Origin of the sequence: Pseudomonas sp. LPB4.O (assembly GCF_038383825.1) — a bacterium.
Classification (GTDB): Bacteria; Pseudomonadota; Gammaproteobacteria; order Pseudomonadales; family Pseudomonadaceae; genus Aquipseudomonas; species Aquipseudomonas putida.
Genome location: NZ_CP151298.1, coordinates 5607543 through 5623443, shown reverse-complemented (window position 1 = coordinate 5623443; position 15901 = coordinate 5607543). Strand labels below are relative to the sequence as shown.

General features: G+C 64.4%; 12 protein-coding genes. 4 read left to right on the top strand and 8 right to left on the bottom strand.

Features of this window, described 5'->3' with window-relative positions:
- The first annotated feature begins 166 nt into the window (after positions 1-166).
- From MRBLPB4O_RS25440 to MRBLPB4O_RS25430, 3 genes are read left to right on the top strand one after another with little or no spacing between them, the layout of a single operon-like run.
- The gene (locus tag MRBLPB4O_RS25440; RefSeq protein WP_341796943.1) at positions 167-2299 is read left to right on the top strand and encodes an EAL domain-containing protein; all 2133 of its coding nucleotides are present in this window, start codon (positions 167-169) and stop codon (positions 2297-2299) included.
- Positions 2300-2338: 39 nt separating this feature from the next.
- Positions 2339-2839 carry a M48 family metallopeptidase gene (locus MRBLPB4O_RS25435; protein WP_051099874.1) on the top strand — a complete coding sequence of 167 codons (501 nt, stop codon included), beginning with the start codon at positions 2339-2341 and terminating at the stop codon, positions 2837-2839.
- 12 nt (positions 2840-2851) lie between these two features.
- Entirely contained in the window at positions 2852-3148 is a 297-nt protein-coding gene (locus MRBLPB4O_RS25430) for a winged helix-turn-helix domain-containing protein (protein ID WP_003249396.1), read from the top strand.
- 80 nt (positions 3149-3228) lie between these two features.
- Here MRBLPB4O_RS25430 and MRBLPB4O_RS25425 read toward each other — a convergent pair whose 3' ends face one another.
- A complete protein-coding gene (locus MRBLPB4O_RS25425; protein ID WP_341796942.1) occupies positions 3229-3681 on the bottom strand; it encodes a GNAT family N-acetyltransferase in 453 nt (150 codons plus the stop codon).
- Positions 3682-3834: 153 nt separating this feature from the next.
- Between MRBLPB4O_RS25425 and MRBLPB4O_RS25420 the strand changes: the two genes are divergently transcribed.
- Complete coding sequence (locus tag MRBLPB4O_RS25420) at positions 3835-4572, top strand: transporter substrate-binding domain-containing protein (protein ID WP_341796941.1); 738 nt, start codon at positions 3835-3837, stop codon at positions 4570-4572.
- 48 nt (positions 4573-4620) lie between these two features.
- On the opposite strand, the gene yccS is transcribed toward MRBLPB4O_RS25420, so the two are convergent.
- The 7 genes from yccS to MRBLPB4O_RS25385 all read right to left on the bottom strand — a co-directional run bounded on the left by yccS (position 4621) and on the right by MRBLPB4O_RS25385 (position 15757).
- Complete coding sequence (gene yccS / locus MRBLPB4O_RS25415; protein ID WP_341796940.1) at positions 4621-6804, bottom strand: YccS family putative transporter; 2184 nt, start codon at positions 6802-6804, stop codon at positions 4621-4623.
- A gap of 83 nt (positions 6805-6887) precedes the next feature.
- On the bottom strand, positions 6888-8069 hold the full coding sequence (locus tag MRBLPB4O_RS25410) for an NAD(P)/FAD-dependent oxidoreductase (RefSeq protein ID WP_016489502.1): 1182 nt from the start codon (positions 8067-8069) through the stop codon (positions 6888-6890).
- A gap of 147 nt (positions 8070-8216) precedes the next feature.
- The gene (gene dbpA / locus MRBLPB4O_RS25405; protein WP_231995348.1) at positions 8217-9554 is read right to left on the bottom strand and encodes an ATP-dependent RNA helicase DbpA; all 1338 of its coding nucleotides are present in this window, start codon (positions 9552-9554) and stop codon (positions 8217-8219) included.
- A 113-nt stretch (positions 9555-9667) separates the two neighbouring features.
- Positions 9668-11095: a multidrug transporter subunit MdtD gene (gene mdtD / locus MRBLPB4O_RS25400; RefSeq protein WP_061202575.1), complete on the bottom strand. Its 1428-nt coding sequence runs from the start codon at positions 11093-11095 to the stop codon at positions 9668-9670.
- A 65-nt stretch (positions 11096-11160) separates the two neighbouring features.
- A complete protein-coding gene (locus MRBLPB4O_RS25395; RefSeq protein WP_341796939.1) occupies positions 11161-12480 on the bottom strand; it encodes a TldD/PmbA family protein in 1320 nt (439 codons plus the stop codon).
- Positions 12480-13922: a TldD/PmbA family protein gene (locus MRBLPB4O_RS25390; RefSeq protein ID WP_341796938.1), complete on the bottom strand. Its 1443-nt coding sequence runs from the start codon at positions 13920-13922 to the stop codon at positions 12480-12482. Before MRBLPB4O_RS25390 ends, MRBLPB4O_RS25395 begins: the two co-directional genes overlap by 1 nt.
- 32 nt (positions 13923-13954) lie before the next feature.
- A complete protein-coding gene (locus MRBLPB4O_RS25385) occupies positions 13955-15757 on the bottom strand; it encodes an acyl-CoA dehydrogenase (protein ID WP_341796937.1) in 1803 nt (600 codons plus the stop codon).
- Positions 15758-15901: the final 144 nt, after the last annotated feature.

Genomic DNA, 15901 nt, shown 5'->3' with positions numbered 1-15901 from the left:
GGCGACAAAAAGCCGGAGGATAAATCCGGCAGACCGACCGTTAGTCGGCTACCGTACAGTTGAACCGCTGATAGCGTTCTGATTGCATTGCGTGTTACCACCTCAGGTCTAGAGTACTAATGGATCCAACCGTATTTTGAAGTCGGTCACATAATCGAGAAGCAGCATGGATGGCGCTCAAGCTCAAGTTCAACCACAGCCACTGGATGGCTGCTCGGTTCTACTGGTGGTAGATGACTACCCGGAGAACCTTATCAGCATGCGGGCGTTGCTGGCCCGGCAGGATTGGCAAGTGTTGACGGCAAGCTCGGGGACGGAAGCCTTGAGTGCGTTGCTCGAACACGATGTCGACCTGGTCTTGCTGGATGTACAGATGCCGGAGATGGATGGTTTCGAAGTCGCCCGGCTGATGCGTGGCAGCCAGCGCACCCGGCTGACACCCATCATATTCCTCACCGCCAACGAACAGTCCGAAGCCGCCGTGCTCAAAGGGTACGCCAGCGGCGCTGTGGACTACATGTTCAAACCGTTCGACCCGCAAATTCTCAAGCCCAAGGTCCAGGCCTTGCTCGATCAGCAACGCAACCGGCGCATGCTGCAGCGCCTGACGCGCGAACTGGAAGCGGCCAGGGCGTTCAATGCGTCGATCCTGGAGAATGCCGCCGAAGGCATCCTGGTGGTGGATACCCAGGGCATCATCAGTTTTGCCAACCCGGCCATTTCGCGCTTGCTGTCTGCCCCGATGCAGCAACTGCAGGGCGTGCACCTGCTCGACCTGGTGCAACTGGCCAGTGCCAGCCTGTGGGGTGATTCTGACTTCTACCAGGCCTACCTGGGGCGGCGTATCTTCCGGGTGCATGATGCCCAGCTGCGTACCCCCGGCGGCGAACTGGTGCCGGTGGCGTTGTCCTGCGCACCGCTGCCGGCTGACCAGCAGGCCATGGTGGTCACCGTGCTGGACATGTCGGTGGTGCGCAACCTCCACCAGCAGCTGGAATACCAGGCCGTGACCGACCCGCTCACCGGCCTGCTCAACCGCCGCGGTTTCTACCAGGCTGCCGAAGGTGCGCTGCTGCGCAACGAGCGCTCGGACAAGGCGCAGGCGTTGATGTACATGGACCTGGATGGCTTCAAGCGCATCAACGACTCGTTGGGCCACGACACCGGTGACCGCGTCCTGCGCTGGGTGGGCGAGCAACTCAAGGATTGCCTGGGCAGCGAGGCCTTGCTGGCACGCATGGGAGGGGATGAATTCACCGCGCTTTTCGACAGCCTGCCCTATCCCGAACAGGCCGGGCGCTATGCCGAGAAACTGCTTGAGCGTATTTCCATCAGCCACCAGATCGAAGGGCTGGATGTGTGCCTTGGGGTCAGCATCGGCATCGCCACCTTCCCGGACTGCGGGGCCAATGTGGAAGGCCTGCTGCGCGCAGCCGATGCGGCGATGTACGCCGCCAAGCAGGCCGGGCGCCAGCAGTACCGTTTCTACGACCAGGAGCTCAACGGCCGGGCGCGTTCGCGGCTGATGCTGGAAGACAGTGTGCGCGCCGCCATCGAGCAGCAGGACTTCACCTTGGTGTACCAGCCGCAGGTGTCCTTCATTGATGGCCGACTGCGTGGCTTCGAGGCCTTGTTGCGCTGGCAGCACCCCAGCGTCGGCGACGTGCCGCCGGGGCTGTTCATTCCATTGCTGGAAGAAGCCCGCCTGATCAACCGCCTGGCCAGCTGGATCTACCGCCAGGGGGCCGCCCAGCGCCACGCCTGGTACGACCGGTTTCCCGCCGACCTTGTGCTTGGCATCAGCCTGAGCCGCGCGCAGTTTGTCATGCCCGGCCTGGTCGAGGAGTTGCAGCGGGTGATCCAGCTTTACCAGCTGGACCCGGCGCAGCTGGAGGTGGAAGTCGCGGAAACTTCGCTGATGTACAACATCGATGCGGCGGTCAAACAGATACACCGCTTGCGCGAGCTGGGGGTGCGGGTGGCCCTGGACGATTTTGGCGCCGGCGACTGCTCGTTGCGCATGCTGCGTGACTTGCCGATCGACACCTTGAAGCTCGACCGCCACCTGGTGGCGCGCTTGCCCGATTCGGCAGTGGATGCTGCCCTGGTCCGCAGCGTCATCGGCCTGTGCGCCGACTACGGCATCACAGTGATCGCCGAGGGTGTGGAAACCCCGGCCCAGGCGGCTTGGCTGAAGGCCAATGGTTGCGAATACGTGCAGGGTTTCCTGGTGGCGTACCCGATGACCGCGGCGGATGCCAGCGGCTTCCCGGCGATTTTCTCCTGGCCTGGCCCGTGATTGGCTAGAATCGGCATTCGTTACGCCGAATGCAGCGCCATGACCGTATTACGTTACTTGCAAGCCTACCCCCCGCACCTGCAAGAGCAGGTGCGGCAGATGATCGACAGCGACCGCCTGGGTGAATACCTCCAGCGCCGCTATCCCGACCGCCATGACGTGCAAAGCGACAAGGCGCTGTACGGCTATGCCCAGGACCTGCGCCAGCAATACCTGCGCAGTGCGCCGAACCTGGACAAGGTGCTGTTCGACAACCGCCTCGACCTGACCCATCGGGCCCTGGGCCTGAACACGGCGGTTTCGCGGGTGCAGGGCGGCAAGCTCAAGGCGAAGAAGGAAATCCGCATTGCCTCGCTGTTCAAGGAAGCTGCGCCGCAGTTCTTGCGCATGATCGTGGTGCACGAACTGGCGCACCTGCGCGAGCGCGATCACAACAAGGCGTTCTACCAGCTCTGCCAGCACATGGAGCCGGACTACCACCAACTGGAATTCGACCTGCGCGTCTACCTGACCTATCGGGAGCTGCCAGGCAACTGCTAAGGACCCCGCAGCATGGAAGTGAGCAAGACCAAGAGCAGCTTCTACCGTCGCCTGTACGTCGCCTGGCTGATCGACAGCCAGACCGCGACCAGCGTGCCCGCCCTGATGGAGGCCACCGGCATGCCGCGGCGCACGGCCCAGGACACCATCGCCGCCCTGGCCGACCTGGACATCGTCTGCGAGTTCGAACAGCAGGAAGGCGCACGCAACCACGCCGGGCATTACCGCATTCATGACTGGGGGGCGATCGACAAGCAGTGGATCATCCGCCATCTGCGGCAGATCCGCGAAGTGCTGGGTTACCCCTGAAGCATTTGGGGCTCAGGCCTGTGCGGAACCTGTGGCAGCTGGCTTGCCGGCGAAAGGGGGGCAAAGCACCCCCGGCAATGTCAGCCTTTGCGCATCCCGATGTGCGGGATGTCATCTTCAAGATGTTCCTCGCCCACCACCGCAAACCCATGGCGGGCATAAAACTCCTGCAAATGCCCCTGCGCCGACAGGTAAACCGGTACTCCCGGCCAGCAATGCTCTGCCGCCTCCAGCCCCTTGAGCAGCAACGGGTGCCCCAGTTTCAGGCCGCGCGCTTCGGGGGCGGTCACCACCCGCCCGATAACCACATCCCCGCCCTGGGACTGCGGGTCGAGCAAGCGCAGATAAGCCACCAGCTTGTCGTCCTGCCAGGCCATCAGGTGCACGGTATCGCCGCTCAGGTCCTGGCCATCGACTTCCTGGTACGCGCAGCGCTGTTCGACCACAAACACTTCGGTGCGCAACTGCAGAATGGCGTAGAGCTGCTCCTTGCCGAGGTCGGTGTGGTGCTTGCAGAGCCAGTCGATGGACATGGGCGAACTCCTTGAGTGGGTAGTCGATCATCGCACGTCGTCGGTGCTTCGGCCAAAATAGAGGCTAAATGACACTATTGGCCGCTGCCCTTGGTAACAGCTTTGTGTAATCTCTTCGGCAGTGTGTGCCCACCATTGCGAAAGGACTTGAGCATGCGGCCACTGCTTTGTGTTCTGGGATTACTGGCAATGCTGGGGGCCACGGCCGCCCCGGGTCACGACAAGCTACGCCTGGTGGCTGACAACTGGCCACCGTTCACGGATGCCAACATGCCGGGCGGCGGCCTGGCGACCAGCATCGTCACCACGGCGCTGGCCCGTGCCGGCTACACCAGCAGCTATGAAGAAGCGCCCTGGGCGCGGGCGCTGCTGGGGGTAGGTGAAGGGCGCTACGACATACTGATCAATGCCTGGTACAACGACTCGCGCACCAACATCGGGCAGTTTTCCAGTGCCTACCTGACTAACCGCATTCGCCTGCTGCAACGCACGGGCGAAGCGTTCCACTACAAAGGCCAGTCGGATCTGTACCCCTACACCATCGCCGTAGTGCGTGATTACGCCTATTCACCGGAATTCGACGGCGATACCCGCCTGCACAAGGTGCCGGTGCGCAACTTTTCGTCGGCGGTACGCATGCTGGCGGCAGGGCGGGTGAACCTGGCGGTGGAAGACGAGTACGTGGCCCGCTATAACCTGCAGCGTGAGCCGCAGGAAGTGCGTGATGGGGTAATGCTGGTGGAGCCGCCGCTGGGGGAGAACACCCTGCATATCCTGGTGAGCCTGAAGCACCCGGAGCATAAGCGCATTGTCGAGCGTTTCGAGCAGGCCATCGCGGCGATGAAGGCCGATGGCAGCTATGACCGGCTGTTGCGCCAGCATGGCTTCTGATCTGTATCGCCTGTGCTGGCCTCTTCGCGGGCACAGGCAACAAAGCAATCAGGCCGGCGCACCTTCCTTGATCAGGTGTGCCGCCAAGGTCCGCAACGGCCCCAACTGCCGGCAAATCAACGCCAACTGTGTCTGCACCAACCGCTGATGTTCATCCAGCTCTTCCGGCATCTGCTCCAGCGCATTGGCCAGCGCCTCTTCGGCATCGCTGTGAATCGCCACCGGTAGCCGTGCGGCCAGGCCGTTGGCAATCTCGTCCAGGCTGCTGGCCAGGCTTTGCCCGGCGCCCTCGATCAACTGCTCCTGCACCTCTGCCGGCAAGGCCGTGTCACGGTGCGCGCCCAGCCCCGAGAGGTAGCTGAGCAAGGTGTGCGACAGCACCAGGAAGCGGAAGCCGACGTCGGCTTCCTTACGGAAGTGCCCAGGCTCCATCAGCATGTTGGCCAAGGTCGTGGACAGCGCGGCGTCGGCGTTATGGGCGTTGCGCCGGGCCAGGCGGTAGGCCAGGTCGTCGCGCTTGCCGTGGGCATACTGCTGCATGATCTGGCGCAGGTACACGCTGGCGCAGGCCAGGGTATTGGCCAGCGCCTTGTTCAACCGTCGCCCTTGCCAGTCCGGCAGGAACAGGAACACCGCCAGGATGGCGATCAGGCTGCCCACCAGGGTATCGAACAGGCGCGGCAGGAACAGGCCGTAGCCATCGCCGATCTGGTTGAAGCAGAACAGCACCATCAGGGTGATCGCGGCGGTGGCCAGGGTGTAGCGGGTGGTGCGGTTGACGAAGAACACCACCCCGGCAACCACGGCGAACAGCGACTGGATGACCGGGTTGGGGAACAGGTCGAACAACGCCCAGCCCACTGTCAGGCCAACGGCGGTGCCGAAGATTCGCTGCACCAGCTTACGCCGGGTTGCACCGTAGTTGGGCTGGCACACGAACAGCGTGGTCAGGATGATCCAGTACCCCTGGGTCGGGTGGATCAGGTGCACCATGCCGTAGCCGATCGACAGCGCCAGCGGCAGGCGCAGGGCGTGACGGAACAACAGCGAAGTCGGCGTGAGCTGGGTGCGCAGGCGCTTCCACACGTCCTTCAGCGAGCGTGGCGAGCGGTCGAGCAGGCTGCTGTCGCTGGCATCGGCCAGGCTGTCCGGGTTGCTGGCGGCGCTTAGCAGGCGGTCCAGTGTTGCCAGGTTGGCGGCCAGTGCCCGCAGCGAACGCAACAGGCTGCGCCAGGCCGGGTTGTTCTGGAGGCGCAGGTGCTCCAGCGAGGCGTTGAGGTCTTCGAGGGCTTCTGGATAACCACTGGCCAGCACAAACGGCTGGCGCAGGCGGATCGAGCGGGCCAGCTCCTGGCAGGACGAGCCTTGTTTACGCAGCAGGCGCTGGCAGCGGAACATCACGTCGCTGTGGAAAAACGCTTCGGTCAGGCCGTTGTAGGGGTAGTGCGAGGCACTGACTCGCTCGTGAATGTCCTGGGCCAGGAAGTACAGTTTGAGGTAGCGGCTGACCTTGGAGTTCGGCTGGCTGTTGCCCACGCGGTGCAGGATGATCTCCTTGGCTGCGTTGAGCGCTGCCACCACCTTGCCGTTCTGCTGGGCCAGCTCCAGGCGCCGGGCCTCGACGTCGAGGGTGCGGATGGGCTCGAACAGGCTGGCCTTGAGCTTGAGGTAGCTGCCCAGTTCGAAGAACAGCTTGGCCAGGCTCTGCTGCACCGGCTGGTTGGAAAACAACGCCTGCCAAAGTACCGAAAGCAGCCCGTACCAGGCCGCACCGGCCACCAGCAACAGTGGCTCGTGCCAGAAGTCCGTCACTTGGCCACCGCGCTGGTCCACACCGATCATGGTGTAAACCGCCGTGATGAGTGTCGCCGAGGCAATCGCACCATAGCGCTCGCCCAAGGCGCCGAGCATGGTCAGGCCGAACGCCGCCAACGCCAAGGCGATGGCGAAGATCCAGGGGTAGGGGAACAGTAACTCGACCGCCAGCGCAGCGATGGCGAAACACACCAAGGTAACGGCCAGGGCGCTGAGGCGGCCCTGCCAGCTGTCGTCGGTCTCGGCCAGGGCGCTGGCGATGATGCCGAGGAACAGCGGAATCAGCAGGGCCATCTCGTTCTGGTACCAGCACAGGGCCAGGCTGCCGGTGAGGGCGATGGTGACCCGGATGCTGTAGCTGAACTTGTCTTGGCCCCACAGGCGACGCAGTGACTGACGGAACGAGCTCGATGACATGATGGCCTGCTAGGCAGTGAGCGAAGAATGCAGTGCAGCACGGGCCAGCAAGAAGCGTTCCGTGCTGCTGAATGGATTCTACTCTACACGAACTGCGCCGCGGCGTTGGCCGATGCCCAGGCCCACTGGAAGTTGAAACCGCCCAGGTGGCCAGTGACATCCAGCACTTCCCCGATGAAGTACAGCCCCGGGCTTTTCAGCGATTCCATGGTCTTGGACGACACTTCGCGGGTATCCACGCCGCCCAAGGTCACTTCGGCGGTGCGGTAGCCTTCGGTGCCGGCCGGCACCACTTGCCAGTTCGCCAGTTTTTCGGCGATTTGCGCCAGTTCCGCCGGGGTGTACTGCTTCATCGGCCTGGACTCGAACCATTGCTCGGCCAGCAGGTTGGCCAGCTTGCGGGTGAATACCTCGCCCAGCACGGTCTTCAGTTCGGCGTTGGCACGTTCGGCCTGCATCTGCTGCAGCCAGGTGAGCGCATCGCGGTCCGGCAGCAGGTTGATTTCGACCGTGTCACCGGCTTCCCAGAACGACGAAATCTGCAGGATCGCCGGGCCGCTCAGCCCGCGGTGGGTGAACAGCAGGTTCTCGCGGAAGCTGGTGCCGTTGCAGCTGGCGGTGCAGTCCAGCGAGGTGCCGGACAACTCGGTGCACAGTGCCTTGAGCTGGGGCTCGGTGATGGTGAACGGCACCAGCCCGGCGCGGGTAGGCAGCAGGGTGTGGCCAAACTGGCGCGCCACCTGGTAGCCGAAGCCGGTGGCGCCCAGGGTCGGGATCGACAGGCCCCCGGTGGCGATCACCAGCGACTGGCAGGCGAACTGGCCGCCGCTGGTCTGCAGCAGGTAGCCGCTTTCGGTCTTCTCGATGTGTTCGATGCTGGTGTGCATGCGGATCTCGGCGCCGGCCTCGTCGCATTCGGCCAGCAGCATGTCGAGGATGTCGCTGGCCTTGTTGTCGCAGAACAGCTGGCCGAGCTTCTTCTCGTGGTAGGCCACGCCATGTTTGCACACCAGCTCGATGAAGTCCCATTGGGTGTAGCGGGCCAGGGCCGACTTGCAGAAGTGCGCATTGTGCGACAGGAAGTTGGCTGGCTCGGTGTACATGTTGGTGAAGTTGCAGCGCCCGCCGCCGGACATGAGGATTTTCTTGCCCGGCTTGTTGGCGTGGTCGAGCAGCAGCACCCGGCGGCCACGGCGGGCGCTGAGCTGGGCGCACATCAGGCCGGCGGCGCCGGCGCCGAGGATGATCACGTCGGTGGAGTGCACGGTGTTACCTCATGGGTAGTTTGGGGCCGCTGTGCGGCCCATCGCCGGCAAGCCAGCTCCCACAGGCCCTGCACAAGCATGAGGCCTGTGGTGGTCCTGTGGGAGCTGGCTTGCCGGCGATGGGCTACAGAGCAGCCCCAAAAAATGTCAGAGAATACGGACTTTCAGGGCGCGGCCCTTGATCTTGCCGCTGTTCAGCCGCTGCATGGCCTGCTTGGCGAGCGCGCGCTCTACGGCAACAAACGCCTGGAAGTCGAAGATGGCGATCTTGCCCACCTGCTTGCCCGGGATGCCGGCATCACCGGTCAGCGCACCAAGAATATCCCCTGGGCGCAGTTTGTCCTTGCGGCCTGCGGCAATGCACAGCGTGGTCATCACCGGCAGCAACGGTTCACCGCCCTTGTTCTTCAAGCTGTCCAGCGAGTCCCAGCGCAGCGGGCTTTTCTGCAGGTCTTCGATGGCCTGGGCGCGGTGGCCTTCTGCCGGTGCCACCAGGCTTACCGCCACACCTTTCTCGCCAGCACGGCCGGTACGGCCCACGCGGTGCACGTGGATTTCCGCATCACGCGCCAGCTCCACGTTGATGACCATGTCCAGGCCATCGATATCCAGGCCGCGTGCGGCCACGTCGGTGGCCACCAGCACCGAGCTGCTGCGGTTGGCGAACATGGCCAGTACCTGGTCACGGTCGCGCTGCTCCAGGTCACCGTGCAGCGCCTGGGCGACGATGCCCTTGGCCGTCAGGTGGGCAACCACGTCCTCGCACTGCTGCTTGGTGAAGCAGAACGCCACGCAGGATTGCGGGCGGTAGTGGCCGAGCACACGGGTGACGGCTTCAAGGCGGTGCTGTGGGTCGATCTCGATGAAGCTCTGTTCGATCTGGTTATCGGTGTGCAGGCTCTCGACCTTGACCTGTTGCGGGTTACGCATGAAATCGGCGGCCAACTGCTTGATGCCGGACGGGTAGGTGGCCGAGAACAGCAGGGTCTGGCGGCGCGATGGGGTCTTGCCGATGATGCTGGCGATGGCGTCGAAGAAACCCATGTCGAGCATGCGGTCGGCTTCGTCCAGCACCAGCGTGTTCAGGCCGTCGAGCACCAGGGTGCCTTTGTCCAGGTGCTGCTGGATGCGCCCCGGGGTACCGACGATGATGTGCGCACCGTGCTCCAGCGAAGCGATCTGCGGGCCCAGCGAAACGCCGCCGCACAGGGTGAGGATCTTGATGTTGTCCTCGGCGCGGGCCAGGCGGCGCAGCTCTTTGGCCACCTGGTCGGCGAGCTCGCGGGTAGGGCACAGCACCAGCGCCTGGCAGCCGAAGTAGCGCGGGTTGATCGGGTTCAGCAGGCCGATGCCGAAGGCGGCGGTCTTGCCGCTGCCGGTCTTGGCCTGGGCGATCAGGTCCTGACCCTTGAGGATGACGGGCAGGCTCTGGGCCTGGATCGGCGTCATCGAGGCATAGCCGAGGGCGTCCAGGTTCGCCAGCATGGCGGCGGACAACGGCAAAGTTGCAAAGGCGGTGGATTCGGTGGTCACGAGGCGGGCCTGCGTTGCGAAGCGAAAAAATGCCGCACAGTCTACCAGCCTCGTGGCCATTCGCCCTACGGTTCCATGTGTTGTTCCGGACGACGGGCACGCCTTCCGTCCGTCGGCGCCAGTTGCAGGAAGATCGCTGCCGCCAGCATGGCCATCACGCCGATGGTGACAAACGTCAACTGGAAGGCGCCGAGGGTGCTTTCCACACCCTCGGCGCTACCGGCGGCGGTAAAGCCTCCAAGCAAGGCGCCGGCACAGGCCACGCCCAGGCTCAGCGCCAATTGTGCGACCACCGACAGCAGGCTGTTGCCGCTGCTGGCGCTGGCGTCATCGAGGTCGATCAGGGTTACCGTGTTCATGGCCGTGAACTGCATGGAGTTGACCGCGCCCAGCAGGCCCAGCTGGATCAGCAGCACTGCGTAGGGTGTCTGCTCATCGACCAGGCCGAGGCTGGCCAGCAGCAGGCCCAGCAACAAGGTGTTGCCGGTGAGGATGATGCGGTAGCCGAAGCGCTCGATCAGCGGCCTTGCGACAGACTTGGCCAGCATGGCCGCTGCCGCCAGCGGGATCATGCTCATACCGGCCTGGGCGGGTGAGTAGCCCAGTGCCACCTGCAGCAGCAACGGCACCAGGAACGGCAGTGCGCCGCTGCCCAGGCGGGCGAACAGGTTGCCGAGGATGCCGATGGCGAAGGTCCGCACGCGGAACAGGCTGGGCGAGAACAGCGGCTCCGGGTCGCGCCCGGCGCGCAGCCAGTAGGCGGCCAGGCAGGCCATGCCGGCGAACAGCAGCAACATCACCCGCAGGTGCGGCAGGTGCAACTCGCCCAGGCCTTCCATGGCGATGGTGATCAATACCATCGCTGCGCCAAACAACAGGAACCCCGGGCCGTCGAACGAGGTTCGCTCGGCACCGCGCAGGTCCGGGATGAATTTCCAGACGGCAATGCAGCCGATCAGGCCGACTGGAAGGTTGAGCAGGAAGATCCAGTGCCAGCTGAGGATTTCCACCAGCCAGCCGCCGACGGTCGGGCCCAGCAGTGGGCCGAGCAGGCCAGGGATGGTGATGAAACTCATGATCCGCACCAGCTCGCTGCGCGGGTAGGCGCGCAGCACCACCAGCCGCCCGACCGGCAGCATCAGTGCACCGCCCAGGCCCTGGACGACGCGGGCGAAGATCAGGAAGCCGAGGCTGTTGGCTGCGGCGCACAGCAGCGAGCCGAAGCTGAACAGCAGGATGGCGCTGAAGAAGATGCGCTTGGTGCCAAAACGGTCTGCAATCCAGCCCGAGGCGGGGATCAGCAGGGCCACCGTGAGCATGTAGGCGATGATCACACCCTGCATGCGCAGCGGGTCTTCGGCCAGCGAGCGGGCCATGGCCGGCAGCGCGGTGTTGAGGATGGTGCCGTCCAGGGATTGCATGAAGAAAGCGATGGCCACCACCCAGGGGATCCAGCGGGCGGTGACGGGGTCCAGCGGGGTGCGCTCAGGCATGACTTCCTCGTTTGTCAGTGCCGCCCCTTTCGCGGCTAAAGCCGCGAAAGGGGCGGCAAGTCCAGTCACAATGTCAGGGTCAGGCCTTTGACCAGTGCCCCGGGCAAATGGCTCGACCCGGTACTGCGCTGGCCATAGGTACTGGTCGACAAGATCATCTCGCGCTCCTGGGTCAGGTCCTCCAGCTGGTTGCCCAGCAAACTGTACAGGCTGTCATCGAAGCGCATGGTGCTCACCGGCCCCTGGATCTGCCCGTTTTCCACCCAGAAGGTGGCGAAGCGGGTCAGCCCGGTCATGCGTGCTGCCGGCAGGTCAGAGTAGTTCAGGTACCACAGGTTGCTGATGTACAGCCCGGTGCCAAGCCGCTCAAGGACCTGCTCATTGGCCAGGTTGCCCGGCGCCAGGCTGAGCGCGCAGGGCGACTCGTAGCTGTCGGCGCCATTGGCCAGTAGCTCGAACTCGACCGCGCTGCGTGCGCAGATCAAGCGTTGCTGCGCGGCGCCTTGCTGGATCAACGGCACATCCAGGCGTGGCGCCCCTTCATCGGAAAACGCCGGGCTCAGCGAGCCGCTGACCTGCTCGGTGAAGCTCACTAGCGGGCTTAACCGTGCATCGCCGTTGTACAGGCGCTGCAAGGCGCTGTTGCCGGTGGCGAGGGCCTGTGCGGAAAAACCGCCCCAGCACAGCATGCCGGCGATTTCGTCCATGGCCGCAGGCGCCAGGTAGGCTCGGTAGCTGCCAGGCTTGAGGGTAACTGCCGGGCGGCCAAGGAAGCCCAGTTGTTCACGTGCCTGGCGCAGGCGCTCGGTGAAGTCGTCGGCGCTCCACCGCTGGCCGGCGTAGTTGGCCTTCACCGCCTGGCCGTTTTCGTGGAACAGGCTCCAGTCAAAGTTGAAGCTGTTGGCCTGGTGCCAGCCAAAGGCCCCGAACGAACTGGCAAAGCCCCGGCAGATCGGGCCGGCGGCGTAGATGCCGACCAGGTCCAGGTTGCCAGCTTCACGGTCGAGCAGGGCCAGTACTTCGTCCAGTGCGGGCAGGGGATGGTCCAGCAGGCTGTGGCTGTGCCAGGCGCATTCGTCCAGGCGCAGGTACGGGTCGAGGGCCAGCAACGGCAAGGTCTGGCGCAGTTGCTGAAGGGCATCGCTCAGGCGCTGGCGGTCTAGTTGCACGTCGCCACTCAAGGTCACCTGCTGTTCCGCCTGGCGGCCATCGCGCACCAGCCGCAGTTGCGCGCTTGCCTGGCTCACTTCACCGGCCTGGCGCACCTTGGCGTGGTTGAACCGCACGAACTGCGACTGTTCTGCGCTGTAGCCGAGGGTGAACTGCTCGCCTGCTTGCAGGGCAGCGCGTACATCCCCGACAAGCGTTTCGAAAGCGTGCTTCATCAGGCGTCTCCTCCGAATACATCGATCTGGCTGAATACGCAGGCCGGCGAGGCATGGCCGACCCGCACCACCTGGTTAGGTTCGCCTTTGCCACAGTTGGGCGTGCCCAGTACCTGGAAGGTGCTGCGGTCGCCGACGGCCGACAGGTTGCGCCAGAACTGCGCGGAGATCCCACGGTAGTTGGGGTTCTTGACGATGCCCTTGAGCTCGCCGTTTTCAATCAACTGGCCATGTTCACAGCCGAACTGGAACTTGTTGCGCGCATCATCGATGGACCACGAGCGGTTGGTACGCATCAGGATGCCGTGCTCGATGCCTTGCACCAGTTGCTCCAGGCTCTGATCACCCGGTTCGATGTTGAGGTTGGCCATGCGGTCGATCGGTGCACGGTTCCAGCCACAGGCGCGGCTGTTGGCCACGCCGTCCAGGCCAGAACGGAACTGCGACAGCGCGCCGCCCAGTGGGCGCAGCAGCAGGCCGTCGCGGATCAGGAACTGCTTGCTGGCCGGGGTGCCGTCATCATCAAAGCTGTAGCTGGCCAGTTCTTCGCCGATGGTCGGGTCAAAGGTCACGTTCAACAGGCTGGAACCGTACTGCAGGTGGCCGAAGTCGCTGGCTTTGACGAAGCTGGTGCCCGCGTAGTTGCGCTCGTCGCCGAGGATGCGGTCCATCTCCAGCGGGTGGCCGATGGACTCGTGGATCTGCAGCATCATCTGGTCGGGCATCAGCAGCAGGTCGCGCGGGCCGCTGGGGGTGTTGGGGGCCAGCAGCAGTTGCAGTGCCTCGTCGGCCACCTGCCGGGCGGCGCCGACCAGCCCGCAGCGCTCGATGATCTCGAAACCGCCCTGCTGGCCGAAGTTGTCGCGGCCCAGGCTGCGGCTCTGGCTGTCCTGGCCATCGCTGGCGGTTACGCCCAGCCCCGGGAACAGGAAACGCTGTGCGTGGCGCAGTTCGGCGCCCGCGGAGTTCAGGTAGGTTTGCTCGACCAGGCTCAGGCCCAGACTGGCCTGCCAGTCCACCAGGCGGCTGTCCTTGGGCACGCTGGCCGATTCGGCAGCGAGCAGGCCAAGGCAGTCGGCGAGGGAGGGGACGGGCTGGTCGAAGTTGGGCGAGATATGGTCGTGGCGTGCGCTGGTCACCGGCTGGTTGCGCAGGTCCAGCAGGCTGTGTCGTGCAATCTGCCGGGCCAGCGCCTCGGCTTGTTCCAATGCGCGTTGCAGGCCAGCCTGGGAGAGGTCGGCGGTGGCCGCGTAGGCCTCCACGCCATTGACCCGCACGGTGAGCATGGCGCCTTCGTCCTGGCTGAAGAACGGCGGTTCGGCAACGTTGCGGCGAACCGACAGCGCCTGGTGCGACTGTTTCACATGGCGCAGGGAAAACAACTCGGCCGTACTGCGCAGCGCGGCAAAGCGCTGGCGCAGCAGGGCGCTGGAATCGAACATGCAAAAGCCTCCGTGTACACGGTGGCTCCCCCTTAGAACCACTCGTCCTGCATGGTGAGGCAAGTGTTGTCGCGCGCCTCTAGCAATGCCAGCTCATTATGGCAGCCCGGTACTTCCCAGGTCAGGAAATAACGCGCGGCCTGCAGCTTGCCCTGATAGAAGTCGCGATCGGCAGGGTGACCTTTCTGCAGGCCAAGCTCGGCGTGAATGGCCTGTTCCAGCCAGCGCCAGCCGATCACGCAATGGCCGAAGGCCTTGAGGTACAAGGCCGAGTTTGCCAGGGCACCCGCGACTTCGCCTTGGGCCATGTCGCCGAGCAGGGCCAGTGTCACGCCCTGTAGGCGGTTGACCAGATGCTCCAGTGGCTGGCGCAGTGGGTCGAGTTTGGGGTGGTGGCTTGCACGTTCGCCTGTGGTGGCGATCAGGCGGATCAGTTGCTTGAGCCCGGCACCTTGGTTCTGTGCCAGCTTGCGGCCGAGCAAGTCGAGCGACTGGATGCCTTCGGTGCCCTCGTGTATCGGGTTCAGGCGATTGTCGCGGTAGTACTGTTCCACCGGGTATTCGCGGGTATAGCCGTGGCCACCGAGGATCTGGATTGCCAGTTCGTTGGCCTTGAGGCAGAACGTCGAGGGCCACGACTTGACGATCGGGGTCAGCAGGTCGAGCAGCGCCTGCGCTTGTGTGCGGGACGTTTCGTCATCGGCGGTGTGGGTATCGTCGAACAGGCGCGCGGCGTAAAGGCCCAGGTCGAAGGCGCCTTCCACGTACGCCTTCTGTGCCAGCAGCATACGTTTCACATCGGTGTGCGCGATGATCGGCACCGCCGGGCTGAGCGGGTCCTTGCTGTCCGGCAGCCGGCCTTGCGGCCGTTGGCGGGCATATTCCAGCGAGTACAGGTAGCCGGCGTATCCGAGCATCACCGCGCCCATGCCAACGCCGATGCGCGCCTCGTTCATCATCTGGAACATGCAGGCCAGGCCCTGATGCGGCTGGCCGACCAGGTACCCGACGCACTGGCCGTTGTCGCCGAAGTTCAGCGCAGTGGAGGTAGTGCCGCGCCAGCCCATCTTGTGGAACAGCCCGGCCAGCAGTACATCGTTGCGCGGGCCAGGGCTGCCGTCGGGGTTTACGTGGTACTTGGGCACGATGAACAGCGAGATGCCTTTCACCCCGGGGGGTGCGTCCGGCAGCTTGGCCAGCACCATGTGCACGATGTTTTCCGACAGTTCGTGGTCGCCACCGGAGATGAAGATCTTGTTGCCCTTGAGCCGGTAGCTGCCGTCGCCCGCAGGTTCGGCACGGGTGCGGATGTCGGCCAGAGACGAGCCTGCGTGGGGTTCGGTCAGGGCCATGGTGCCAAAGAAGCGGCCCTCGATCATCGGCTGGAGGAACAGGCGTTTCTGTTCGTCTGTGCCGAAGCTCTCGATCAGGTTGGCCGCGCCCATGGTCAGGAACGGGTAGGCCGTGGTGCCGGCGTTGGCGGCCTGGAAGTGTGCGAAGCACGCCTGCGAGACCAGGCTGGGCAGCTGCATGCCGCCGACCTCGAAGTCGCGATTGGCGTTGAGGAAGCCGGCCTTGAGGAAGGCATCGACGGCAGGCTTGACCTCAGGGATCAGTTCAGCGCGGCCGTCCACGTAGCGCGGCTCGTTTTCGTCGGCCTTGCGGTTGTGCGGGGCGAAGTACTTTTCGGCGATGGTGCGGGCGGTGGTCAGTGCCGCGTCGAAGGTTTCGCGGCTGTGCTCGGCGAAGCGCGGGCGCTGGGTGAGGGCTTGGGCGTCGAGCACTTCGTAGAGCTCGAAGGCCAGGTTGCGGGGGCTGAGCAGGGTCTCGGGCATGGTGGCGGTCCTGAGGCGGGATGCTGCGAGTGTAGGGAATCGGGTGGGGTGGGGGGAGGTTAATAGGTTTGGGTGATATGGGTTTAGAACGGGTGGGGCATACAGGTGCTTGCCTTGATGTTTTCTGCGCCTGTGAGACCGAGC

What these genes read in the sequence shown, in the direction of transcription:
- MRBLPB4O_RS25440 (WP_341796943.1), top strand. Translation starts at nt 167, where the DNA reads ATGGATGGCGCTCAAGCTCAAGTTCAACCACAGCCACTGGATGGCTGC.
- MRBLPB4O_RS25435 (WP_051099874.1), top strand. Translation starts at nt 2,339, where the DNA reads ATGACCGTATTACGTTACTTGCAAGCCTACCCCCCGCACCTGCAAGAG.
- MRBLPB4O_RS25430 (WP_003249396.1), top strand. Translation starts at nt 2,852, where the DNA reads ATGGAAGTGAGCAAGACCAAGAGCAGCTTCTACCGTCGCCTGTACGTC.
- MRBLPB4O_RS25425 (WP_341796942.1), bottom strand. Translation starts at nt 3,681, where the DNA reads ATGTCCATCGACTGGCTCTGCAAGCACCACACCGACCTCGGCAAGGAG.
- MRBLPB4O_RS25420 (WP_341796941.1), top strand. Translation starts at nt 3,835, where the DNA reads ATGCGGCCACTGCTTTGTGTTCTGGGATTACTGGCAATGCTGGGGGCC.
- yccS (WP_341796940.1), bottom strand. Translation starts at nt 6,804, where the DNA reads ATGTCATCGAGCTCGTTCCGTCAGTCACTGCGTCGCCTGTGGGGCCAA.
- dbpA (WP_231995348.1), bottom strand. Translation starts at nt 9,554, where the DNA reads ATGCTGGCGAACCTGGACGCCCTCGGCTATGCCTCGATGACGCCGATC.
- mdtD (WP_061202575.1), bottom strand. Translation starts at nt 11,095, where the DNA reads ATGCCTGAGCGCACCCCGCTGGACCCCGTCACCGCCCGCTGGATCCCC.
- MRBLPB4O_RS25395 (WP_341796939.1), bottom strand. Translation starts at nt 12,480, where the DNA reads ATGAAGCACGCTTTCGAAACGCTTGTCGGGGATGTACGCGCTGCCCTG.
- MRBLPB4O_RS25390 (WP_341796938.1), bottom strand. Translation starts at nt 13,922, where the DNA reads ATGTTCGATTCCAGCGCCCTGCTGCGCCAGCGCTTTGCCGCGCTGCGC.
- MRBLPB4O_RS25385 (WP_341796937.1), bottom strand. Translation starts at nt 15,757, where the DNA reads ATGCCCGAGACCCTGCTCAGCCCCCGCAACCTGGCCTTCGAGCTCTAC.